The sequence below is a fragment of the Acidobacteriota bacterium genome, assembly GCA_030949985.1.
In the GTDB taxonomy this organism is placed as follows: Bacteria; Acidobacteriota; Polarisedimenticolia; order J045; family J045; genus JALTMS01.
The window spans coordinates 1-22,439 of the sequence record JAUZRX010000005.1 but is presented as its reverse complement, the minus strand read 5'-3'; the positions used below and the strand labels follow the sequence as shown (position 1 = coordinate 22,439).

The following is a 22,439-nucleotide window of genomic DNA, read 5'->3' as shown; positions in this document are numbered from 1 at the left end:
CGTTCTTGCGGGCTTCCGCCTGCCCGCGGGGCCACGTCCCGGCCGCCAGGCGGGAAACGAGATCGGCGCCGACCTTGCAATTTCGTTCTTCCCGCGGGCCTCCCGCCCCGGGGTTTACGCGGCGCTGAGCGGCGGCTATCTTCGCCCTGCCCGCAGTCCCGAACGGATGCCGAAAGGAAGCCGGCGATGAACGCGCAATCGAATGTCTCCCCCATCCCTTGCCCGCCCTTCAAGCGGGTGGACAAACCCTGGGGCCACGAAGAATGGCTGGTGGTGGGCGAGCGGGTGGTGATGAAACGCCTGGTGATCCACCAGGGTCACCGCCTTTCCCTCCAGTACCACGAGAAGAAGGAAGAAGCGTGGCTGCTGGTCCGGGGCCGGGCCCGGGTCCGCTACGGCGAGGCGGAAGGCGAGATCGCCGCGGGCCGCGTGGTCTACCTGCCGGCGGGTACGGTGCACCGCATCGAAGCGATCGAGGAGGTGGAGTTGCTGGAGGTGAGCACGCCCGAACTGGACGACGTGGTCCGCCTGGAGGACGACTTCGGCCGGCAGGAACGACCTTGAGCGACCTGCGGCGCGTGTTCAAGGCCTACGATGTCCGCGGGGCCTACCCCGAGGCGATCGACGAGCCTCTCGCCCGGCGGATCGGCCGCGCCACGGCGGTGCACCTCGGCGCCCGCACCGCGCTGGTGGGCCACGACATGCGCCGGTCGAGCCCCTCGCTGGCCGCGGCCCTGATCGACGGTCTGCGCGAGCAGGGAACCGACGTGACCTTCATCGGCGAGGCCTCGTCACCCCTGGTCTATTACGCCGGGCGCGATTTCGACGCGGCGGTGGCCGTCACCGCCTCTCACAATCCCCTGCCGGACAACGGCATGAAGATCTGCGGCCCGGACGCCGAGCCCATCGGTTCGGCCAACGGACTATGGACCATTCGAGACCTGGTGGCCGGCGGCGATTTCCCCGCCGCGCCGCGCCGGGGTACCCTGGACACCCTCGAACCCCGCCGTGCGTTCGTCGACGACAGCCTGGCTTTTCTCCACCTGCGACGGCGCTTTCGCGTCGTCGTGGACGGGGCCAACGGGATGGGAGGCCCGGACTACCAGGAACTGGCCCGCCGGGACTCGCCCCTCGAGATCCTGCCGCTCTACCTGGATCCGGACGACGACTTCCCCCACCACGAGCCCAACCCCCTGGTGTTCGACAACCTGCGGGACCTGCAAGCCGAGGTGCGACGCACCGGCGCCGACCTGGGCATCGCCCTGGACGGGGACGGCGATCGTTGCGTGTTCGTGGACGAGCAGGGAGCCGTGGTCACCGCGGACCTGGCCACGGCCCTGATCGCGCCGGAGGTGCTGCGGGAGCATCCGGGCACACCGATCCTCTTCGATGTGCGCTCCTCTCGGGTGGTGGCCGAGGAGATCCGGGCCGCCGGAGGCCGACCCGTGGAGTGCAGGGTGGGCCACGCCTTCATCAAGAAGGCGCTGCGCGACGAGCAGGCCCACTTCGGCGGGGAGCTGTCGGGACACTTCTACTTTCGCGAAGCGGCGTGCGCGGAGAACACCCTGCTGGCCCTCTTCCGCCTGCTCAACCTGCTCGACCGCCGCGGCTGCACCCTCTCCCAGGCCGTGGCCCCCCTGCGGCGCTACCACTCCAGCGGCGAGATCAATTCCCGGGTGGACCGGGTCGAAAACCGCCTCCAGGCCCTCCGGGACAAGTACCGGGACGGCGAGATCTCCACTCTCGACGGGTTGAAGGTCAGCTACTCCACCTGGTGGTTCAACGTCCGGCCGTCCAACACCGAGCCCCTGTTGCGACTGGTGGTGGAGGCCGCCGACGCGGAAGAGCTGCAGGCCCGGACGCGGGAGCTGCTCACCCTGATCCGCAACCCCTTGCCCCGGAGCGGCCCGTGTCCTTAACTTGGCTTCCAGCGGCTCGTATGCCGCGCTGCCCGAGGACGATGCCATGACGACGGACGCCCGACCGGCCGACCCGACCCTCCATGCCCGACTGATGGAGATCCTCGACCGGGTCCTGGCCGAGCCCCTGCCCCGACCCTGGCCCGCCGACCGCCCCCTGACCGACGCGGGGCTGGACTCGGTGGGCGTCTTGAGCCTGGTGGCGGAAATCGAGGCGGAATTCGGCCTGCAGCTCGGCGAGGCGGAGCTGACCGAAGAGAGCCTGGGCTCGGTGGCCGGGCTCGAAGCGATGCTCGCCGGGCGGATCGCCCCATGACCCCCTACCTGGTTCATCACTTCCTCGAGCAGGCCGCCGACCGGCGGCCCGAGGCCGTGTTCCTGATCCAGCAGGGCAAGCAGGTCACCTACGGCGAGATCGAGGCCCGAGCCAATCGTTTCGCACGCCTCCTCGCCGAACACGGCATCGGCCGAGGCGACCGGGTCGGGCTCCTCGAGCAGAACAACTTCGGCTACGTGGCGGCCTACTACGGCATCCTCAAGGCGGGAGCCATCGCGGTGCCCCTCAACACGGCGGCCGACGGCCCGGGCCTGCGCGGCTTTCTGGCCGACTGCGGAGCGCGACTCCTGATCAGCGGCGCCCGCTTCGGCGCCCAGGTCAGCGAGGCGATCACCGCGCTGCCCGAGCTGGAGGTGGTGATTTCCTGGGGCCTCCGGGCCCTCGAGCCCGGACCGGCCCACATCCGCCTGGTGGATGCCGAGCCGGCCCTGGCCGCCCAACTGGACACCCGCCCCGACGCGGGCACCATCGACCTGGACGACGCCTCGATCATCTACACCTCGGGAAGCACCGGCAAACCCAGGGGCGCGACCCTGCGGCACCTGAGCATCTGCACCAACACGCGCTCCATCGTCGAGTACCTGGGGCTGGGCCCCACCGACCGGGTGCTGCAGGTCCTGCCCTTCTACTACGTCTACGGCAAGTCCCTGCTCAACACCCATTGCTTCGTGGGCGGCAGCGTGGTGATCGAAAACCGCTTCCTGTTTCCCAACACCGCGCTCGACACCCTGGAAAACGAACGGTGCACCGGTTTCTCCGGCGTACCTTCCACCTTCGCCATCCTGCTCAACCGCTCGAACTTCTCCCAACGCCGACTCGAGCACCTGCGCTACGTCACGCAGGCCGGTGGAGCGATGTCCCCCGAACACACCCGGCGCTTGATGGAAGTGCTGCGGGGCAAGAAGATCTTCGTGATGTACGGGGCCACCGAGGCCTCGGCGCGGTTGAGCTACCTGCCCCCCGAAGACCTCCCGCGCAAGGTGGGCTCGATCGGCAAGCCGATCCCCAACGTGGAGTTGCGCATTCTGCGGGAGGACGGGTCCGTCGCCGCCCCCGGCGAGGAGGGCGAGATCGTCGCCCGGGGCGCCAACCTGATGCGCGGTTACTGGGGCGACGCGGAGGAGACCGCCCGCGTCCTCGGCCCGGAAGGCTATCGCACCGGTGACATCGGCCGGCAGGACGAAGAAGGCTTTTTCTACGTGGTGGGCCGGATCAAGGACATGATCAAGGCCGGCGCCCACCGGATCGCCGCCAAGGAAATCGAAGACATCCTTCTCGAGTACCCGGAGGTGCACGAGACCGCCGTGATCGGCGTTCCCGACGAAATCCTCGGAGAGACGATCAAGGCCTTCGTGGTCTTTCGCGAGGGCTCGAAGGCCGAGCTGGACGGACTCCTGGAATTCGTCGGCAAGCGCCTGCCGCCCTACAAGAAACCCGCGAGCTTCGAAGTCCTCGACGGCTTGCCCAAGAACGAGTCAGGCAAGATCATGAAACAGGTGCTCCGCCAGCGGGAGCGCGCCACGATCGACAGCGGGAGCCCCGCGGCTTCCGAGACGGAGAAAAGTGATGCCCCTGAGTGCTGATGTGATCAGGATCGACCCGGCCGCCGAGAGCGAGCGCCTGGCGGAGGTGCTGCGCCGCCAGGTGCGCCGGGACTTGCGCCGCCAAGGCGGCGTGGTGGGCGTTTCCGGGGGAGTGGACTCCGCCGTGGTGCTCTGCCTGGCCGTCAAGGCCCTCGGACCCGAGCGGGTGGTAGGCATCATGATGCCTGACCGCCACTCGAGCCCGGAGAGCGTGGACCTGGCCCGGGAACTGGGCGACAAGCTGGGCGTCGAACTGCTGATGGAAGACGTCACGCCGGGCCTCGAGGGCCTGGGCTGCTACCGGCGCCAGACCGAGGCGGTGCGGCACCACTTCCCGGAATTCGACCCGGACAGGGACCGTTTCAAGATCCACCTGGCCGAGGGCATCCTCGATCAGGACCGGCTGAACTACTTCCTGCTCACCGTGGAGTTCGCCGACGGCACCACCCGCACCGAACGCCTGGGCCCCCGCCAGCTCAACCAGATCGTGGCGGCGACCAACTTCAAGCAGCGGGCCCGCACGGCGATGCTCTACTACCACGGCGAGAGCCTGAACTACGCGGTGATCGGCACCTGCAACCGCAACGAATGGGCGGTGGGCTTCATCGTCAAGCACGGTGACATCGCCGTGGATCTCAAGCCGATCCAGCACCTGTACAAGAGCCAGGTCTACGCCCTTGCCGACTACCTGGGCGTGCCCGAAGGCATCACCTCCCGGCCGCCGACTTCAGACACCTACTCCGCGGAGCAGACCCAGGAAGAGTTCTTCTTCTCCCTGCCCTTCCAGCAGCTCGACCTGCTGCTCTACGGCTGGGAGAACAAGGTGCCCGAAGGCGAAGTGGCCGCGGCGTTGGGCCTGGGCGAAGAGCAGGTCCGGCGGGCCTACCGCGACCTGATGAGCAAGCACCGCACCACCGAGCACATGCGCCACATGCCCCTGACCGCTCATCCGTGAGCCCGGCCGGCAGGACGCCCTCCCCGCCGCGGGCGCTCACGGCGTGACTACTGCCGGGGGCGGAAAGGGGCGACGCTGCCGGTGGCCGGGCTCCAGCGGCCGAGGCCCAGGCGGCGGCGGGGACCGGCGTGATCGTCGGCCAGGCGACCGACCCGGTGCACCGTCGCCCCGCAAAAGCGCAGCACATCCAGCTCGAAGACCATGGTGAATCCGGCCCGGCGGTGGACGGCCCGTTCCAGGACATCGTCGGACTGGACCGCCACGTAGACCTCGTCGATACCCACCTGCTCCAGCACCGCCAGCTTGCGATGCCAGTGCTGGTGGAAGGTCTGCTGGTCGGCCAGACCCTCCGTGGAGCAGTAGCCGAACCCCCAGGCGGCCGAGGCATGCAGCGGAAAGCGATAGGCGTTGGGCCTCGAGTCGTGCACCGGATCCAGTTCGATCCAGCTCAGTGAGCAGGGCACCCCGTCCCGCAGGCCCAGCAGCGCCAGGCAGCCCGCATCGAAGAAGCGCTCGAAATCACGCGGACGCGGCCGGACCGCACACAGCGCGGCCATCTCCCGCCGCCCCGCCCAGACCAGATCGAAGTCGCCGCCCTCGCCCCCCGCCGGGGCGGAACACGCCCCCAGGGAGGCGATGATCAGCCGATTGCGGCGAAACAGCGGCGCCGGGAAGAAACCCCGCTCCACGGTGGCCCTCAGGGCCTGGAAGCGACCTTCCCGAACGAAACGCAGGGCCGTTCGCACCCGCTCTGCCAGGGGCCTGGTCATGATCCCATCGAGGTCCTCGAAGACCCGCGCAGGCTCACGCGCATCCTCCCCGGGAAAGTACGCCGAAATCAGCCGTCGGCCTCGATCGATGTGTCGCGGCCGACCCAGGGGCCCCACCCCGACGAGGCTTCCAGCTCCCGCCCCTCCTCCGGCACCGCCTGGTGGCGCACGGTACCCAGCAGACGCCGCACCCGGAAACGATAGAGGAACTCGAATCCCAGCCTCCGGTGGGACTTGAGTGAGCGAGGGTTGTCGGCCTGGATCGAGCCGTAGATGCGCCTGAACCCCTTCTCCCTCAGCAAGGGCAGAGCTTCCACCCACTGCTTGGCGAAAACACCGCTCATCCGAAAGCGGGGATGCACCTCGAAGCCCCAGGCCCACACGGCCTCCGGTCCGAGGGCGAAGCGGTAGGCGTTGGAGCGGGAGACATGCCAGTCGCCGTGCTCGAAGAAATTGAAGCTGGCCGGCTCTCCACCCACCTCGCCCAGCAGGCACAGGGAAGTCTCGAAATTCCGCAGATAACCGCCCTCGCGGGGACGAATGCGCCGCAGCAGGGGCTCGTCGTCAGTCGTCGCCCAGCGGATCTTCACGTTGGCCAGGGGCCTCGGAAGGGGTCGGGGGGTGGTCAGGCGGGCGATGACCATCTCGTTGACCCGGTAGAGCCGGGCCGGAAAGAGCGAGCGCTCGAAGGCTGCGCGCAGTTCGTCTCGCCCGCCGGATTGCCACAACCGCCATGCTGTCACCAGTCGTCCCACAGGGCACCTCGCACCATCGCTCCGAAACTCAGCCGGGCTCGGGGTAATATGCATCCCAAGGCCGGGACCCGGGAGAGCCGGAGTTCGTCCACGGCCGAGGAGCATACCGCAGGTGAAGCCCCCCCACGCCTCGTCCCGCCCCACCGTCGACTACCCCGAACCTCCCACCAGCGGAGAACTGCCCGTCGATCTGCCCGCCGGCACCCGCTGGGGGGTCTGCCTGAGCCACGACATCGACCACCTGGGCCTGAGGGAACACCTGGTCGACGGCTTCCTGCTGCGCTACGGCTTCAACATCGCCCGTCAGAACCTGATCCGCCGCTGGCGGCCGCGGCGGGCGCTGGGGGCCTGGCTGGGCATCGCCCGCGCCGCGGTGGGACGCGATCCCTGGGACGTGCTGGAATCCCTGCTGGAGGCTGAAAGGCGGGCCGGGGTGCGATCCACCTGGTTCATCGCCGTCCGACCCGGCCTGGGCATCAACTACCGGCCCCCGGCCATCCGGGCCGCCGTGGCCCGGCTCCAGGCCGCCGGCCAGGAGGTGGGCCTTCACGGGCAATCGTCGACCGATGCCGAGGGCCTGGCCGGGGAGGTGCGGGAGCTGGCCGCGATCGGCGGCCGGCCGGTGCGGGGGCTGCGGATGCACTACCTGCGGCTGCGGCGGGAGGTGCTCGACGGCATGGAAGCCGCCGGGCTGGAGTACGATTCGACGGTGATGGACCGCGGGAACCTCGCCCCGGACCAGCACCCTCTGCCCGGCCCGCGACGGCTCCGGGGGAAGCTGCTCGAGATCCCCCTGCACGTGATGGACTCGACGCTTTTCTCGGTCACCGGCCTCGGACTGGACCTGGCCGGAGCCAGGGATTACGTTCGCCGCCTGGGAGACCGGGCCGCGGAGTTGGGCCGGGTGGTGACGTTGAACCTCCACCCCAACAGCTACTCCAGCCAGGATCCCGAGATGAAGGCATGGTACGACACCCTGCTGGGCGAGTTGACCGCCCGGTCGGACGTCTGGCTGACCGATTTTCGGGGCCTGGTGGAAAGGATTCAGCGGTGACTCTAGCGACGGAACAGCACGAAAAGAAGGAAGTCCTGGCCCGCCGCAAGGCCGGCTTCTGGGAACGTACCGAGTACGACCGCGCCTTCCGCGGCAGTTTCGGCGCCTACATGACCGCCGTGGAGGCCGACGCCCTGGACCGCTGCTTCTCCGACGGGAAGAACGCCGCCCTGCTCGATCTGGGCTGCGGGCACGGCCGTTTCCTGCGGCACTTCGCGCCCCGGGCCGAGCGCCTGATCGGTCTCGACCGCAGCCGCCGGCTGCTCGGCGTGGCCCGGAACTGGATGAAGGACGAACCGCTGCCGGTGCCGACGGAACTGGTCTGGGCCTCGGCGACCGAGATCCCCCTCGAGGCGGGCAGCGTCGATGCCATCACCTGCGTGCGGGTGATCCAGCACATCCCCGACCAGGACGCGGCCCTGGCCGAAGCCTGTCGCGTGCTCGCCCCCGACGGCCAGTTCATCCTCGTGCAGTACAACTGGCTTTCCCCCCACGGCATGATCCGGGCGCTGAAGATCCCGATCAAGGCCGCCCTGCGCGCCCTGTTGCGGGCGATGGGCCGTGAACCGACCTTCGACGAGCCCACCGGCTGGACCTTCTGGCCCTCCCTCAAGGCCCAGCTCGAAGGCGCCGGACTGGAAGTCGAGAGGGTGACAGGCGCCTGGCTCTTCCCCCTGCAGTACTTCCGCTCCCGCTCGAGCAACGACGCCTGGCCGCTGTTCCGCTCCCTGGCCTACGCCTATGAACGGTTGGCGGATCTTCCCCCCTTCCGCTACCTCGGCGGCTACCTGGTGGTCCGCTGCCGGCCCCGCCGGCCCTAGCGCCCCGCTGAAAAAACTTCTCCAGCGGGGTCGCAGGCGCGGCTCCGGTCAGCGGGTGTCGGTACGTCGGAGGTTGCCTACGTCGGAAGGGCGGGAGTTGCAGGCGCTCTCATCGTAGTTGCAGCTCGCGTCGCAAGCGAGGGTGCCCTCGTCGTAGCCCCGGGAGACGCAGGTCTGCCCCCCCAGGTCGCTGCCGTCACATGCCTCGGCAGCGGGCTCCCGCACCCCGTCGCCGCAGCGGCTCTCACTGCCGTCGGTAGCCGAGGTGCAGTTGCTGTCCCCCTGGTCGACCAAGCCGTCGCCGTCGTTGTCGACCCCGTCGCCGCAAGCCGTGGTGGACACCTCCGACGTGTCCGTGGCCGACGAGCAGCCGTAGTCCGCCGGGTAGTCGGCGACGCCGTCACCGTCGTTGTCCAGGCCATCGGAGCAGGCGGGGCTGCCGCCGCCTCCCCCTCCCCCGCCGTCGGTGTGGTCGTAGGCGCCGGGATCCCGGGGCGTCGAACGGCCGACGCCCTCGATATCGACCGCGTCGCCGTAGCTCGACGAGGCGCTGCCCACCACCGGCGAGTCGGTTCGCAGATCGAAGTCGTAACCCGCGTTCAGGCGGTCGTCCTGGCCCATCCAGTTCTTGAACACTTCCGCCCGGGTCGCCGAGCGACCGTTGGGATCGCGCGTGCAGTCGGCGCAGGGGTCGGCGCTCCAGTTCTGCCAGGTCGCCAGGCTCATCGAGCGATTGGCCTGTACGTTGCGCTGCACGTAGGAGCGGCCGTTGTCACTGATGTAGGTGTTGTAGTCCAGGTCGTGGCCGCCCTTGGCCCAGGTATCACCACCGTAGTTGTGCCAGATCATCGAGAAGATGATGTTGTTGTAGAAGTCCAGGTTGCTCGGGCGATCCGCCGCACAGCCCCCCGGGTTGCCCTGAATCACCACGCCGCCACCGGGGGCGGTAAAGGGAAAGGTGGAGTTCTCGACGGTGATGTTGTAGGGACATTCGATGAACAGCGCTTCCTGGTTGTTGTAGGCCAGAGCGTCGCGGATCAGGATGTCGTGGGTGGTCTGATCCTGGATCTTGATGCCGTGGTTGAACGAGCCGTGGACGAAGAGCCCGTCGATGGTGCCGTTGTTGGCCCCGCCGGAGAGCGAGAAACCCTCCCGGCAACCGTAGGTCTCCACGTCCTCCATGGTGAAGTTCGAACCCTGGGTGGCCATGCACTGGCTTCCCGTGTCCCATGAAGTTCCCGTCACCGTTCCGGTGTTGTTGGGCCGACGCAGGGCGTTACGCACCTTGAGGCGACGATAGGTGAAGTTGGAGCTGTTGTTGTAGGCCCAGACCGTCCCGCCATAGACGTTGAGATTCTCGAGCAACACACCGTCGGAGCCCGAAAGGCCGATGGCCACGTAGCACGGGCTGATCAACTCCAGGTCACGGATCTCGATGTTGCGGCCGGTCAGCCGCAGGGCCATGGAGGACTGGCTGGTGCAGGTGGCCACCGCCGCTACCAGGCCCGTACCCGCCGTACCGGCGGCACGGGGGTCGTGATCATCCCAGGGGCGGACGAAATACTCGGAGGTGGATTCGAAGTAGTTGCCCTCTTTGCCGTCCACGTCGGCCGCGGAGTTGGTGTTGCGGGTCAGGCAGACGGGGCCGACCAGGTCGCCCTGGGTGGAGTTTTCGTCCTTCCAGTAGACGTGCTCGGTGTAGCGCTGGAGCAGGCAGGACTGGGGCGAGTATTGCGTCCCGGTCCCCGCCGGCTTGGGACAGCGGTAGACGTTGGGATTGTTCGCGTCCGGCTGACAGGCGGTGTCATCCACGTCGATACCGCCGGCGACCCATGTACTGACCGAAAGCCCGGCACCGGCGAAAACCTTGGGCGCGGTCGTGGCGCAGTCGTCGGAAACGGTGATGCGATCTTCGAAGAAGGCGCCCACACCGATGTTGATCGTATCGCCGCAACCCGCCACCGAGTTGGCCTTGGCAATGGAACGAAACGCACAACTGCCGCTTCCCGACGGGGCGTCGGCCCGACCGTTGCAGGCATCGGAGCCGTCGGTGCGCACCCAGTAGTCGGTGGCCCATGCCGCCGGGAAGGCAGCCATCAGCGAGAAGATCACGAGACCGGGAATCATCCGGCCCAGAACTCGGTGCCTCACGGGACATCTCCTCTCGTGGGCGTCCTCCGCGGGAGTCTGCCGCCGCGTGCCGCCTCTCGTCACGAGTCACTGCCAGTGATTTTGGCCAGGTTCTAGAGCAAAAACTGTGCCTTCATGTCCGCATCGACAAGTCCGGCAAGCCGCGGCAGACGCTCCGGGCGGGATCCCTCAAGTCGAAAGGACGCCGCAGATTGCGAGCCTCGCCTTGCCGACGGCCGAACGGGCCGCGGAACCGGAATGGCGATGGACCGGCAGCCTATCACGATTCCGTAATCCCCGTAGCGGATGCGCAATGGATCGGCAGGCGTTTTTTGACCCCGCGGAAGGGGCCGGATAGCATGCCAGCGGCCGCCCGGGCCCGACCCCTGAACGACTCGGGTGGGAGGGAAAGACCATGAGTGATCTTCGCAGCCGTTTCGAGGGCGGCACCGACCCCCAAATGCAGCGCTTCTCGTCCTCGCTGCCCGAAGACCTGCGTTTCTGGCGCGAGGACATCGAGGGCTCGAAGATCCACGCGCAGGGCCTGGCCGACGCCGGCCTGCTGACCGACGCCGAACTTCAGACGATCCTCGAGGGCCTCGACCAGGTGGCCGGGCAACTCGAAACCGGCGCTTTCGTCCCCTCCCCCGCGGATTTCGACGACATTCACATGGCGGTCGAAGCGCGGCTGACCGAAGTGATCGGCCCTCTGGGGGGCAAGCTGCACACCGCCCGCTCCCGCAACGACCAGGTGGCCCTGGACCTCAGGCTGTGGCTCAAGCGAGAACTCGCCGCCCTCGACGGCGAAGTCTCGGCCCTGGTCGATGCCCTGCTCGAACGCATCGAGGACGAGGGCCGGGTGCTGATGCCGGGTTACACCCACCTGCAGCGGGGCCAGCCGATTCTCCTCGGCCACCACCTGCTGGCCCACGCCTGGCCGCTGGCCCGTGACCGGCGTCGCCTGCGGGAGGCCCTCGAAGCCCTCGACTTCTGCCCGCTGGGGGCCGGCGCCCTGGCCGGTTCACCCCACCGGGTGGACCGCCGGGCCAGCGCCCGACGGGGCGGCTTCCGGGCCCCGGTACCCAACGCCATGGACGCGGTGGCGGCCCGGGACCACGTGCAGCAGACCGTGGCCGCCTGCGCCGTGCTGATGTCCCACCTCTCCCGCATGGCGGCCGAGATGGTGCTGTGGAGCAGCACGGAGTTCGGCTTCCTGCGGCTGGGGGACGCCTACACCACCGGATCGAGCATCATGCCCCAAAAGCGCAACCCGGATGCCGCCGAGCTGATCCGCGGCAAGGCGGCGAGGGTCTTCGGCGACCTGCAGGCCCTGCTCACCCTGACCCACGGTCTGCCGCTGTCTTACTTCCGGGACCTGCAGGAAGACCGCCACGCCCTTTTCGACGCCCTGGGCACCAGCCGCCAGTGCGTGCGGATCATGGAAGGCATGTGGCGCACTTCCCGCTTCGTCGCCGAACGCTTCGAAAAAGAGCTGGCGGGAGACTTCAGCCTGGCCACGGAACTGGCCGACTACCTGGTCACCCGGGGGGTTCCCTTCCGCGAGGCCCATGGCTGCGTGGCACGCCTGGTCAAGGACCTCGAAGAGGAGGGCGCCGACCTGTCGGCCCTCGACCCGGCCCGCGCCCGGCAATACCACCCCGCGCTCGGCGCCGATCTCTCCGAGTGGCTCGATCCCCGCGCCGCCGCCGAACGACGCTGTCACGCGGGGGGCACGGCCTGGTCCCAGGTCGAACAGCAACTCGTCCGGCTGCGGCAGGAGTTGCACCCTCCCCGCGGAGGCGAAGAAGCTTCCGGAACGGGCTGCTAGCCGACTCGGGTGTCCCGGCTCGAAGCGGCCAGGGCCAGCAAGGCCTCGCGCAGGCGGCGCGGCCGCACCAGGTCCTCGACGGTGTGGGCGGCGAAAACGTCCCGCATGGCCCGCGTGGCCAGGGCGTAGATCATGCGCGCCTCGCACTCGCCGGCGCGGTCGCAGCTCCCCGGATCCATCACGCAGCCCACGATGCCTATCGGCCCCAGAGCCGCCTCGACCACCGTGGCCAGGTCGATGGCCTGCGGCGGCCGGGCCAGGCGATAACCCCCTCCCCGCCCCGGCACGCCCACGAGCAGACCCGCACGCTTGAGGGGGATGGCGATCTGCTCGAGGTATTTTTTCGATATACCGGTTTCCCGGCTGACAGCCTCGAGAGTCACCGGAACCCGCTCGCCCCCGGCGCGGGCTATCGAGGCCATCATGCGCAGGGCGTAGCGGCCACGGGTGGAGATCTTCATCGGGTCGAACCCCCTGTCGCCCCCCGCCCGGCGGCGGCGGCGAGAAAGGCCTCGATCCGCTCCATGTTCCGCCCGTAGTCGAGTTTTTCGGCCACCAGCCTGCGGGCCGCCTCGATGCCGCGCAAGCGGCTTTCGTCGTCCCGCTCGAGGGCCAGGAGGTGGCCCCGCAGCGCCGCCACGTCGCCGACGGGGAAAAGCCGACCATTGACCCCGGGCTCGATGAAAGGCCGGTTGGCAATGATGTCGCTGACCACCGGGTAGGTTCCCACCGACAGGGCTTCGAAGAGCGATGAAGAGGCGCCGTCGGAACTGGAAGTACTGACATAGACATCCGACCAGGCCATCTGGGCCGGGATGTCGTCGGCTTCCAGGCGCCCGAGGAAGCGGACCTGCTCGCCCAAACCGGCCTCGCGTACCCGGGTTTCGAGTTGCTCGCGCTCGCTCCCCTCTCCACCGATCCGGGCCTCGAAGCGAGCGCCCGCCCGGGCCAGACCGACCAGGGCCTCGACCAGGGTGTCGACCCGGTAGAGGGGCTTGAGCCAGCGTATCGAGAGAATGCGCAACGGCTCGCCCGGCGGCCGGCGGCGGGGCCGGCGGTAGGCGAACAGGCGCTGGTCGACTCCGCGGGGCTGGACCAGGATCTTCTCCCTCGGAAAGCCCAGTTCTTCGAGGCGGGCCGCCACGTGGGGTGCCCAGGCCAGCATCCCGCTGGTGCGGGCCAGGGTGAAGCCCACCATGGCTCGAATGCGCAGGCGCTTGAGGGCCGAGTCGAAGTCGTCCACCAGCACGTCTCCGCCCGCCGCCGCTCCCACCAGGGGCCTGAGTCCGGCCAGGGCGCCGACGAAGCCGTAGCTGGACATGTAATAGGCGCAGACCACTTCGGGGCGGAAATCCCGGGCGAGGCGCCGGGCGGCCCGCACCGCGGGCAGCAGGGTCTTCATCGAGGTCGGCCCGGAGGAGAGCTTCGGCGCCAGGGGGGCGCTCCCGTCCGCGTGCCGGGGGGGGATGGCATGCATCGTGGCCAGCAGCACCTCGTGCCCCCGGCTGCGGAGGAAGTCGGTCCAGCGGGTGACGTGACAGGCGCTGGCCGGCCCCAGGAAGAGGACGCGCACTAGGTCTCCCCTCCTCCGGCGGGTTCGGCAGCCATCCTCCTGCTCGCCAGTTCGTAGTCGATGATGCCCATCAGCAGCCAGTAGAAGCCGAAGATCTTCTGCGCCTCGAAGCGAGCGCCCGTCGCCATGCACAGGGCCATCGAAACGGCCCCCGCGAACAGGCCCAGGGCCAGCCAGGAAAGCAAGGGGTCCTCCAACCGGAAGGCCCCCTTGAGTCCCAGCGCCATCATCATGGCGAAGAGGATGCCCAGGACGACCAGCCCCACGATTCCCTCCTCGGTACCGATCTGGCAATACGTGGAGTGAGCCCCCTTGGCCCGACCCAGGGTGCCGTAGAGTTTGAACATCCGCGGGAAAGACTTGTAGCCGGAACCGAGGATCGGCCGCGGCAGCATCATCGCGCCCAGGGACTTGTACTGCTCGATGCGCATCTGGGTCGAATCGTCGGCGATCTGCTCCCCGGCCACCAGGTCGCCGCCGTGCTGCGTCGTGCTCTTGGCCCTTTCGATGGCCTGCTCGGGGACCCAGAGCTGGTAACTCGCCGCCGCCACCACCAGCAGCACCAGCAGCTTGCGATCTCTGACCAGGGCCATGGCCGCCAAGGCTCCCGCCGCACCGAGCCAGGCACCACGGGACAAGGTCAGCAGCAGGGCGAAGCCCACCGCGCCCGCACCGAAGAAAAACCACAGGTTCATCAGTCGAGAACCGATCTTGTGCAGGGCCAGGGCGATGAAAACGGGCAGGTACATGGCCATCGCGCCGCCGAAGATGTTGGGCTGGGTGGCGAGCAGGGCGCTGGCCCGGTGGCGCTCGAGGTTTCCCCCGATGAAGGCGAGAAAGGAGTGGTCGATGGCCGACAGGGCGTTGAGCACGATGGATGCGCTGACGGCGAGCAGCAGCAACTTCTGGTCGCGCCGGGTCCGCAGCACGTGAAAGGCCACCGGCAGCAAGATCATGTAGGTCAGGTGGTTCTTCCCCTTGGCCAGCACATCGAAGAGAGAGACCTGCCAAATCAGCCAGGTCCTGACGGCCGAGATCATGATCAGCAGGGCGTAGGCCGCCAGCCAACGACTGAGCGCGGGCCGTATTTCGAGTTTTCCGTAGAGCTGGTTGGCCCGGGCCCAGATGAACAGGGCGAAGAGCAGGAACGCCGTCTCGGCGTTCAGCCCCCGGATTGGAAAGAGATCCTGGGGAATCAAATCCATCGCCGGGGAGGCGAAGGCCAGCAGCGCCAGGCCCACCGCCGGGCGACGCAGGGTCTGGAGCACGGTGATCACGCCGAAGAAGGCGATCAGGCCGTACTTCACCGCCGGGAAAGGAAAGGCATAGGCCACGGCCACGCAGCCGACGGCCAGAACGAGCACCATGATCTCGCTGGCCGCGACGACCTGAATCTGCGGTTCGCCACCCGCTTCGGTCCGCCAGCCGGCGGGCACCTGACTCGAGACCTGGTTCAACCGTCGTTCCCTCGCATCTGGCAAAGATAAGCCGCCCGGGGGCACCGGGGCCAGTCGGAAAGGCGCCCGCTTCAGCGACGCAGCAGGCGGCGGGCGGTTTGCCGCAGGGGCGGCGAGAGCAGGCTGGCCAGCGCGAGATGCACACCGAAAGTCACCGCCGACGCGACCAGCACCTTGAAAGCCGAGAAGACGAAGCCCTCTCCCAGCCCCCCCAGCCCTCCGAGCGTCACCCACCCGGCCCCACCCCCGGCGGCCGAGGAGAGCAGCAGCGCCCCGATCATGCGCCCCAGGGGCCCTCCCGCGGGCCGCCGATCGGCCGGAAGGCGCATCCACAGCAGCGCCGTGCGGAAGAACGACGAGGCGGTGGAGGCAAAGGCCAGCCCGGCGATCTTCAGCGGCAGGGGCAGAATCACCAGCAGGATCACCGAGAACAGCGCCTTGAAGCCCACCCGCCAGAAACCCACGGCCATCGGGGTCTTCGTGTCACCGCCGCTGATGTGCACCTGGGCCAGCACCTGGCCCATGGAAAAGGCCGGCGCGCCGAAGGCCAGGATCGGCAGCAACATGGCGGTCAGCTCGGCCTTTTCCCGGGTGAAGGCGCCGCGCAGGTAGACCAGTTCCACCACCGAGAAGGCTCCTACCACCAGGAAGGCCGCCACGGGCAGCAGCAGCAGCAGGTAGCCTCCCATGGACTGGGCCAGGCGGCCGCGCAACTCGCTGAAGCGTCTCTGGCTGACCAGGTCGGCGAAGTGGGGCAGGAGCACCGTGGAGGAGACGGTGATCAGCAGATCGGTGGCCACCGCCGAGAGAAACGCCGCGAAGGTCAGGGCCGCCAGATGTCCGTCGGGCAGCCAGGAGGCGAAATTCTGGTCGAGGAAGACGTCGATGCGGGTGCCCGTCAGGCCGATGAACAACGGCAGCGCCAGGGCCAGCAACTCGCGGATCTCGGGGGCCCTCGGGCGCAGCACCAGCCGGTAGTGGCGGCGATGGGGGGCCATCAGCAGGAGCTGGATCAGGAAGCTGGCGGCGGCCCCCAGGACGATGCCGGCGATGTAGCCGGTAAAGCCGTACTCGCGGCCCAACAGCCAGAGGGCGGCGAGCACCACCAGGCCGTTGGCCAGGCGCCCGAAGGCCGGGTAGTGCTGGCGGCGGTAGATGTTGTGCAGGCTGCCGAGAACCACTCCGAGCACCGAGAAGAAAATCGTCACGACGATGAGCTGGATGTGCCGCGACATCTCGGCCCACACCGCCGGATCGCGGAAGCCGCTGGCCATCACCCGGGCCACCAGCCCCGACCCGGCCCAGAGCAAGCCCACCAGCAGCACCAGCCCCACCGCCAGGCAGTTGATGATGTTGCTCGCCGCTTCCCAGGCAGCCGCCTCGCCCTGCTCCCGGCGGATACGGGTGAAGAGAGGAATGATCGCCGCCCGCACGGGTTGACGGACCCAGGTGGCGAAGAGCTGGGGGACATTGAGCACGACCCGGTAGGCGTCCATCGCCCGGGTCGCCCCGAACAGGGCCCCCACCAGGGCCTGGGTGCCGAGGCCCACCAGCTTGGTCAGCAGGCCCAGGGCGGTGACCACGGCGGAAGCCCCCAGCAGATGCCGGGTGTCCGCGCGGCGTCGGGCCGCGTCCGGGGCCGGGGAACGATCTTGGGCCAAGGAGCCTCCTCACCTCTCTCTGGAGGATCATATATTCTCAACCGGGCGCGTCATCCTTCCCGGCAGGCGGCCGGGCACAAGGTGGCGGACTGGAGAGGGCCTTGAGCATCCTGCGTTCACTCTACGTCAACTGGCGTCGGCGACGAATCTACCGCAGGGCCCTGGCGGGTCCGGCCCGGGGCGTGATTCTGCGTTACCACTCGGTGGGACGGCCGGAAGAGGTGGGCGCCTACCTCGACCCGGGGCTCTCCGTCTCGCCGGAGCGTTTCCGCGAGCACCTGGAACTGCTGCGTCGACACTGCCGGGTGGTGGGCCCCGCAGAGATGAGTGCCCGGCTGCAGGGCGGGGCCGAAGGCCCCCTGGCGGTGTGGATCACCTTCGATGACGGCTACCGGGACAACCATGACCAGGCGACAACCCTGCTCGCCGAGGCCGGGCTGACGGCCACCTTCTACATCACCACCGGACCGCTGTTTTCGGGGCGCGGCCTGTGGATCTCGGAACTCTGGCGGCTGGTACCGCGCCTGCCGGCGGGGGCCGCCACCGGCCTGCCGGAAGCGCTGCCCGGCCAGGTGCCGGCAGCGGCCGAAGGTCGGCGACTGCTGCGTCGCCGGGTGACCCGGTGGTTTGCGGGCATGACGGCGGAGGAGCGGGAGGGCTGGCTCGATCACCTGGCCGCGCTGGCCGGGTTGCCCCGGGGCGAGGGCCTCGAGCAGAGCTTCCTGACCCCCGACATGCTGCGGCGCATGCAGGAGGCCGGGATGACCATCGGCGCTCACACCCGCAGCCATCCCCATCTCGACCACCTGCCCCCGGAGCAGCATGCCGAGGAGGTGGCCGGTTCGAAGACGGATCTCGAAAAGATTCTCGGCCGCGCGGTACCGGACTTTGCCTATCCCAACCCCAGCGGCGGCGGGCGTTTCGGCGAACAGGCCCGGGCCGCGGTGGCCGCGGCGGGCTTTCGCACCTCGGTGACCTCCACCCCGGGACCGCTGGGGCCCGAAACCGATCTGCTGCGCCTGCCCCGGATCGGCGTCTACGCGGGCCCCCAGGAGAAGCTGGTCTTCTCCCTGCTGGCGCGGGCGGGCCGCCCTTGAGAGCGCCGCGCATCGCCGTCGTCCTGACCCAGCTCGGCTACGGCGGCGCCGAGCGCCAGACCTACGAGCTGCTGCGGCGGCTGGCGGGCAGCGAGTGGGCTCCGCGGCTGGTGATCTGTCTTTCCGAGCAGCTCGAACCCTACGGCCCGCTGATCGAAGCATTGGGCTACCCCCTGGTGGTGATCCCCCGCCGCTCGAGCTTCGACCTCGGTCGCCTGCGCCGGCTGGGCGCCGAGCTGCGGGCCGGGCGCATCGAGTTGGTCCACGCCGTCCACCTGCTGGCCTCGGGCTACTCCTGGCTGGCCCGCCGCGCCATCGCGGGCCGGCGCATGCTGCCCACGGTGCGGGGCACGGTGGTCCGCCCCGGACGCCTGAAGAGCTGGACCTACCGCCGCATGCTGCGGAGCTGCCCCGTGACCCTGGTCAACTCGCGCCGGGGCGCGGCTTTTCTGGTCGAGCGCTTCGGCGCGCCTCCCAATCGCCTGCGAGTCGTGCCCAACGGGGTGGACTTCTCCCGCCTGCGGGCCGGGGCCCCGGGGAGGCTGCGAGCGGAATTGGGTGTGGACCCCGAGCTGCGGCTGGTGGGGCTGGTGGGCAAGAACCGCCCGGTGAAGAACATTCCCCGCTTCATGGAGATCCTGCGGCGCCTGCTGGCCGGCGGCACTCCGGTGGCAGGCGTGCTGATCGGCCACGGTCTGGGCGAGGAGGCCCGCACCCAGCTCGCCCCGGACCTGCCCGCAGAGCGCCTGCACCTGCTCGGCCCGCGGGACGACGTGCCCGCCTTGCTTGCCGACCTGGACCTGCTGCTGCTCACCTCCGACTCGGAGGGCTGCCCCAACGTGGTGATCGAGGCCCTGGGGTCCGGCGTGCCGGTGGTCGCGGGGAATGTGGGGGACGTGGAGGCGATGATCACGCCGTCGCGCACCGGGGAGATCATCGACCCTCCCTCCGACACCGGCGCCTTCGTTGCGGCGACTCGGCAGGTGCTCGCCGAGCGCGACGCCTACCACCGGCAGGTGCTCACCGATCGCTCGCGGCTGGAACGACAGTACTCCCTCGATGCCATGACCCGCAGCACCGTGGAGCTGTGGCAGCAGGTGCTGGAGGGAGCACCCGAAAGCGAAGCGGGCTAATCCATTCCGCTCCTGCGTAGCTCCTCTACGTCGAGCAGATCCTGCTTGCGACCCGCAGCCCGCTTGGCGGCCATCAGGTCTTCGCGAGCGATAATCGTCACCGGGACGCCAGCCCATGGGGTCTCGATCCGATTGGCGAATGCCTCTTCGAAGCGTAGACCTGGAATGTGTTTGAAAATACCGACAGGTTCAGGCAGGCTGGGAGATAGGTGGCGGCGGGGGGTAGACCGCGTTGTCCGCCCCCCTCCCGATGACTACTTCTTGACCTTGCACGATCCGGATCCGGTCGTCGTGCCACAACCACTCTCGCAAGTGGCCGAGGCAGTGTTCGAGCCGTTGTCCGTACAGGTCATCGCCTCGCCGTTGTTTGGAGTGCAGGATCCCGTCGTCGTGCCCGTGCTCAGTTCATAGTTCTTGTCCTCGCACTCAAGTGTACTGGTGGAGTTCACGGTGGTGCCACCAGACCACGTCCAGTCCAGGGGAACGATCAGGCAGAAAGCCGTGCCATCGACCGCGCCACACCCGGTGGCACTGGCCGAAGAGCTACCCGTGGAACTGCTGCACTCCATGCCGCCGGTGACAGGGACACAGCTCCCACCTTCCCCGGGCGTCAGAGCGTAGTTCGTTCCACTCGGGGCCGTGTAGACAGTCACTGTGACAGAATCAGCCAGTGCAGGAAGAAGAACGACAGCCACGAGCATCATCGCAAGACCAACTCTTCGCATCTTCATCTGCACCTCTCTTTCAGGATTTCAACAAATATAACCTAACAACCAGTACCCCCCCCCCTTCGGCGCGCCTACTACCTGGCTTCTTTTCAGATCGTACCCCCCCCCCGTCGCCTGTCAACCCATCTGGCCATCTGGAAAGATTCCCCGATGCCATCCTCGTGATCTGCCCGTTCATTCGTCGTGTGTGCTCGGACAGATCACGCTTCGACCAGAGTTATTGATTTGTCCACTCAGATGGTCAAGGAAGGCCTCGACCTTGGGAGAAAGGTGGCGGCGGCTGGGATAGACAGCGTGGACCGGCACCTCGGGCGAGCACCACGCGGGCAGGACCCGGCGGAGTCGATCATGCTTCAGGTCGGCGGCACAGCGAGCGGCGGGCAGCAGGGTAATGGCGCGACCGGCCAGGGCGGCAGCATGGAGAAAATCCATGTCTATGACCACCAGGCGCGCTCGCACGGCAACCGAGACCGTCCTCCTCTCGTCGCTCGACGTCCAGCGCGCGCGGTCGGCGCCGGCGCCGAAGACCGCGCAGCCGAAGTGCTCGAGTTGCTCGGGAGTCCGAGGCGCGCAGCAGCGGTCGAGGAAGGCGGGGCTGGTCGCGGCGATGTTCTGCAAGACGCCCAGGCGGCGGGCGACGAGGGTGGAGTCGCTCAGGCGCCCGGCCCGCACGGCCACGTCGAAGCCCTCCTCCACCAGGTCCACCACCCGGTCGGTACAGACCAGGTCGACCCGCACCTCCGGGTGCCGCTCGAGAAACGAGGCGACCAGGGCGCCGACATGGCCGAAGCTCACGGGCATGGTGACCCGCAGCAGGCCCCGAGGGGTCTGCTGCATCCGCGTGACCGCCACGGCCTCCTCCACCTCGGCGACGGCGCGGACCGCTCGCTGGTAGTAGGCCTGGCCCACGTCGGTCAGGCTCAGCTTTCTCCTGGTGCGCTGAAGCAGGCGTGCCCCCAGCCGGCGCTCCAGCTCGGCCACCTTGCGGCTGACGGTGGTGGCGGGGAATGTGGGGGACGTGGAGGCGATGATCACGCCGTCGCGCACCGGGGAGATCATCGACCCTCCCTCCGACACCGGCGCCTTCGTTGCGGCGACTCGGCAGGTGCTCGCCGAGCGCGACGCCTACCACCAGCAGGTGCTCACCGATCGCTCGCGGCTGGAACGGCAGTACTCCCTCGATGCCATGACCCGCAGCACCGTGGAGCTGTGGCTGGAAGTTCTCGAAGGAGCGCCCGGCAGCAATGGGTGAAAGCCTCGACGTTCTCGGTCAAGCAAGCCTCCGGACGCCTCGGAACCCGTCCAGCCGCTGGCGCCACCTCAAACGACGTCGACGCCGGGGATGTCCCACAGCTTGCTGACTTAGATCGCGAAAGTGGCGGTTCCTTTCGACCTTCTTTCATGACAGACAAAGGAATTCTCACCAAAGAAAAAGAAAGGAAACCACCATGATGAAGAATCGCACGAAGTCGAAGAAGAAGCACCCCCCTGTCCCGCGCCGCCACGTGTCGGTGCAGCTCTCGTTGCCGCTGCTGGCGGAGATCGGCTCGGTCCGAGAGGGCTTTTTCGCCCTTTGTGTGCGAGCAGGAACGGCTGTTCTGCAGGAAATGATGGAACAGGATCGGGCTCGGGTTTGCGGTGCGCCCTGGTCCCGAGATCCTGGTCGGGAAGGAGTGAAGACGGGATCGGCGGCTGCCGAGGTGACGCTGGGAAGCCGGCGCGTTCCAATCCGGCGTCCGCGGTTAGTCAATCGGCAGGGAGAGGATTTGACGCTGGCGAGCTACACCTGGGCAGCATCCCGGGATCCTCTCGAGGGTCAGACCTGGGACGCGATCGTCTCCGGCGTGTCCACTCGCAACTATGCCCGGTCGCTGGAGTTTCTCCCGGAAGGAGTCGAGCAGCGGGCGACGTCGAAGAGCGCGGTGTCCCGCCGCTTCGTGGCACTGAGCCAGAAGCAGCTTCGGGAGTGCCTGGGACGGTTCCTGGAAGAGATCGAGTTTCGGGTGGTGATGATCGACGGGATCGTGTTTCGAGACTACACCGTGCTGGTGGCTCAGGGCTAGATAGCGGTGGAAACAAGCACGTTCTGGGCCTGAGAGAGGGCACCACCGAGAACTCGGGAGTTGCGAGAGCCCTGCTGTCGGACTTGATTCGTCGAGGGCTGAGCACCGAGCGCCGTCTGCTCTTCGTCATCGATGGTTCCGGAGCCCTGCGCAGAGCGATCGGCAAGATCTTCGGATCCGTCGCCTTGGTCCAGCGCTGCCAGGTCCACAAGATCCGCAACGTGCTCGACCACCTGCCGGAGGAGTATCACGCAAGTGTCAGGAAAGCGATGTTCGAAGCCTACGGCACCGCCTCCGTGAAACTCGCCCGGAAACAGCCCATGAGGCTCGCGGATTCCCTGCGTGACGCCCATCCTGGGGCCGCGGCTTCGCTGGAGGAGGGTCTCGACGAGACGCTGGCGCTGCAGGAACTGGGCTTCTCCGAGGGACCCCTCTGGGTGACTCTGCGATCGACGAACCCGAACGAGAACCTCGACGGGGGGATGGCCGAGTTCACCCGGAACGTCAAGAGGTGGAGAGGAGGATCGATGATTCTTCGGCGGGTTAGCTCCGCTGTCCTGGAAGCGGAAACTCGC

21 protein-coding genes are annotated in these 22,439 nt (G+C 68.3%); 13 read left to right on the top strand and 8 right to left on the bottom strand.

What is annotated here, in order from left to right; genetic code table 11:
* Positions 1–186 precede the first annotated feature (186 nt).
* From Q9Q40_00860 to nadE, 5 genes are read left to right on the top strand one after another with little or no spacing between them, the layout of a single operon-like run.
* Entirely contained in the window at positions 187–564 is a 378-nt protein-coding gene (locus tag Q9Q40_00860; GenBank protein ID MDQ7005761.1) for a phosphomannose isomerase type II C-terminal cupin domain, read from the top strand.
* Positions 561–1,919 carry a phosphomannomutase/phosphoglucomutase gene (locus Q9Q40_00855; GenBank protein MDQ7005760.1) on the top strand — a complete coding sequence of 453 codons (1,359 nt, stop codon included), beginning with the start codon at positions 561–563 and terminating at the stop codon, positions 1,917–1,919. Before Q9Q40_00860 ends, Q9Q40_00855 begins: the two co-directional genes overlap by 4 nt.
* A gap of 46 nt (positions 1,920–1,965) precedes the next feature.
* Positions 1,966–2,235: an acyl carrier protein gene (locus tag Q9Q40_00850; protein MDQ7005759.1), complete on the top strand. Its 270-nt coding sequence runs from the start codon at positions 1,966–1,968 to the stop codon at positions 2,233–2,235.
* Positions 2,232–3,839, top strand: a complete 1,608-nt coding sequence (locus tag Q9Q40_00845) for a class I adenylate-forming enzyme family protein (GenBank protein MDQ7005758.1) — start codon at positions 2,232–2,234, stop codon at positions 3,837–3,839. Before Q9Q40_00850 ends, Q9Q40_00845 begins: the two co-directional genes overlap by 4 nt.
* Entirely contained in the window at positions 3,823–4,794 is a 972-nt protein-coding gene (gene nadE / locus Q9Q40_00840) for an NAD(+) synthase (protein MDQ7005757.1), read from the top strand. The genes Q9Q40_00845 and nadE overlap by 17 nt, the downstream gene beginning before the upstream one ends.
* A gap of 47 nt (positions 4,795–4,841) precedes the next feature.
* Here nadE and Q9Q40_00835 read toward each other — a convergent pair whose 3' ends face one another.
* Entirely contained in the window at positions 4,842–5,564 is a 723-nt protein-coding gene (locus Q9Q40_00835) for a hypothetical protein (protein ID MDQ7005756.1), read from the bottom strand.
* A gap of 68 nt (positions 5,565–5,632) precedes the next feature.
* Complete coding sequence (locus Q9Q40_00830) at positions 5,633–6,307, bottom strand: hypothetical protein (protein ID MDQ7005755.1); 675 nt, start codon at positions 6,305–6,307, stop codon at positions 5,633–5,635.
* A gap of 124 nt (positions 6,308–6,431) precedes the next feature.
* Here Q9Q40_00830 and Q9Q40_00825 point away from each other — a divergent pair, with 124 nt between their 5' ends.
* Together Q9Q40_00825 and Q9Q40_00820 are read left to right on the top strand one after the other, a co-directional pair.
* The gene (locus tag Q9Q40_00825; GenBank protein MDQ7005754.1) at positions 6,432–7,373 is read left to right on the top strand and encodes a hypothetical protein; all 942 of its coding nucleotides are present in this window, start codon (positions 6,432–6,434) and stop codon (positions 7,371–7,373) included.
* A complete protein-coding gene (locus Q9Q40_00820; protein ID MDQ7005753.1) occupies positions 7,370–8,194 on the top strand; it encodes a class I SAM-dependent methyltransferase in 825 nt (274 codons plus the stop codon). The genes Q9Q40_00825 and Q9Q40_00820 overlap by 4 nt, the downstream gene beginning before the upstream one ends.
* Positions 8,195–8,242: 48 nt before the next feature.
* Here the strand turns inward: Q9Q40_00820 and Q9Q40_00815 are convergent, their stop codons facing one another.
* Complete coding sequence (locus tag Q9Q40_00815; protein MDQ7005752.1) at positions 8,243–10,345, bottom strand: right-handed parallel beta-helix repeat-containing protein; 2,103 nt, start codon at positions 10,343–10,345, stop codon at positions 8,243–8,245.
* A gap of 394 nt (positions 10,346–10,739) precedes the next feature.
* Between Q9Q40_00815 and argH the strand changes: the two genes are divergently transcribed.
* Positions 10,740–12,152 carry an argininosuccinate lyase gene (gene argH, locus Q9Q40_00810; GenBank protein ID MDQ7005751.1) on the top strand — a complete coding sequence of 471 codons (1,413 nt, stop codon included), beginning with the start codon at positions 10,740–10,742 and terminating at the stop codon, positions 12,150–12,152.
* Here the strand turns inward: argH and Q9Q40_00805 are convergent.
* The 4 genes from Q9Q40_00805 to Q9Q40_00790 all read right to left on the bottom strand — a co-directional run bounded on the left by Q9Q40_00805 (position 12,149) and on the right by Q9Q40_00790 (position 16,843).
* Positions 12,149–12,613 carry an Rrf2 family transcriptional regulator gene (locus Q9Q40_00805; GenBank protein ID MDQ7005750.1) on the bottom strand — a complete coding sequence of 155 codons (465 nt, stop codon included), beginning with the start codon at positions 12,611–12,613 and terminating at the stop codon, positions 12,149–12,151. The genes argH and Q9Q40_00805 overlap by 4 nt on opposite strands.
* A complete protein-coding gene (locus Q9Q40_00800) occupies positions 12,610–13,725 on the bottom strand; it encodes a glycosyltransferase (GenBank protein MDQ7005749.1) in 1,116 nt (371 codons plus the stop codon). Before Q9Q40_00800 ends, Q9Q40_00805 begins: the two co-directional genes overlap by 4 nt.
* A complete protein-coding gene (locus Q9Q40_00795) occupies positions 13,725–15,182 on the bottom strand; it encodes an O-antigen ligase family protein (GenBank protein MDQ7005748.1) in 1,458 nt (485 codons plus the stop codon). Before Q9Q40_00795 ends, Q9Q40_00800 begins: the two co-directional genes overlap by 1 nt.
* Positions 15,183–15,253: 71 nt before the next feature.
* A complete protein-coding gene (locus Q9Q40_00790) occupies positions 15,254–16,843 on the bottom strand; it encodes a lipid II flippase MurJ (protein ID MDQ7005747.1) in 1,590 nt (529 codons plus the stop codon).
* A gap of 101 nt (positions 16,844–16,944) precedes the next feature.
* Here Q9Q40_00790 and Q9Q40_00785 point away from each other — a divergent pair, with 101 nt between their 5' ends.
* Positions 16,945–17,940 (top strand): polysaccharide deacetylase family protein, encoded by a 996-nt coding sequence (locus Q9Q40_00785; protein MDQ7005746.1) that lies wholly within the window; start codon positions 16,945–16,947, stop codon positions 17,938–17,940.
* On the top strand, positions 17,937–19,073 hold the full coding sequence (locus tag Q9Q40_00780; protein ID MDQ7005745.1) for a glycosyltransferase: 1,137 nt from the start codon (positions 17,937–17,939) through the stop codon (positions 19,071–19,073). Before Q9Q40_00785 ends, Q9Q40_00780 begins: the two co-directional genes overlap by 4 nt.
* Before the next feature lie 902 nt (positions 19,074–19,975).
* Here Q9Q40_00780 and Q9Q40_00775 read toward each other — a convergent pair.
* Positions 19,976–20,860: a LysR family transcriptional regulator gene (locus tag Q9Q40_00775; protein ID MDQ7005744.1), complete on the bottom strand. Its 885-nt coding sequence runs from the start codon at positions 20,858–20,860 to the stop codon at positions 19,976–19,978.
* Between Q9Q40_00775 and Q9Q40_00770 the strand changes: the two genes are divergently transcribed.
* The 3 genes from Q9Q40_00770 to Q9Q40_00760 all read left to right on the top strand — a co-directional run.
* Entirely contained in the window at positions 20,829–21,053 is a 225-nt protein-coding gene (locus Q9Q40_00770) for a hypothetical protein (protein MDQ7005743.1), read from the top strand. The genes Q9Q40_00775 and Q9Q40_00770 overlap by 32 nt on opposite strands.
* A gap of 199 nt (positions 21,054–21,252) precedes the next feature.
* Positions 21,253–21,864 (top strand): transposase, encoded by a 612-nt coding sequence (locus tag Q9Q40_00765; protein MDQ7005742.1) that lies wholly within the window; start codon positions 21,253–21,255, stop codon positions 21,862–21,864.
* A partial coding sequence (locus Q9Q40_00760; protein MDQ7005741.1) for a transposase occupies positions 21,768–22,439 on the top strand: 672 nt, incomplete at its 3' end. The genes Q9Q40_00765 and Q9Q40_00760, both read left to right, overlap by 97 nt.

Excerpts from the sequence above, each read along its gene's own strand:
- Q9Q40_00860 (MDQ7005761.1), top strand. The coding sequence starts at position 187 with ATGAACGCGCAATCGAATGTCTCCCCCATCCCTTGCCCGCCCTTCAAG.
- Q9Q40_00850 (MDQ7005759.1), top strand. The coding sequence starts at position 1,966 with ATGACGACGGACGCCCGACCGGCCGACCCGACCCTCCATGCCCGACTG.
- Q9Q40_00845 (MDQ7005758.1), top strand. The coding sequence starts at position 2,232 with ATGACCCCCTACCTGGTTCATCACTTCCTCGAGCAGGCCGCCGACCGG.
- nadE (MDQ7005757.1), top strand. The coding sequence starts at position 3,823 with ATGCCCCTGAGTGCTGATGTGATCAGGATCGACCCGGCCGCCGAGAGC.
- Q9Q40_00835 (MDQ7005756.1), bottom strand. The coding sequence starts at position 5,564 with ATGACCAGGCCCCTGGCAGAGCGGGTGCGAACGGCCCTGCGTTTCGTT.
- argH (MDQ7005751.1), top strand. The coding sequence starts at position 10,740 with ATGAGTGATCTTCGCAGCCGTTTCGAGGGCGGCACCGACCCCCAAATG.
- Q9Q40_00805 (MDQ7005750.1), bottom strand. The coding sequence starts at position 12,613 with ATGAAGATCTCCACCCGTGGCCGCTACGCCCTGCGCATGATGGCCTCG.
- Q9Q40_00770 (MDQ7005743.1), top strand. The coding sequence starts at position 20,829 with ATGATCACGCCGTCGCGCACCGGGGAGATCATCGACCCTCCCTCCGAC.
- Q9Q40_00775 (MDQ7005744.1), bottom strand. The coding sequence starts at position 20,860 with ATGATCTCCCCGGTGCGCGACGGCGTGATCATCGCCTCCACGTCCCCC.
- Q9Q40_00765 (MDQ7005742.1), top strand. The coding sequence starts at position 21,253 with ATGAAGAATCGCACGAAGTCGAAGAAGAAGCACCCCCCTGTCCCGCGC.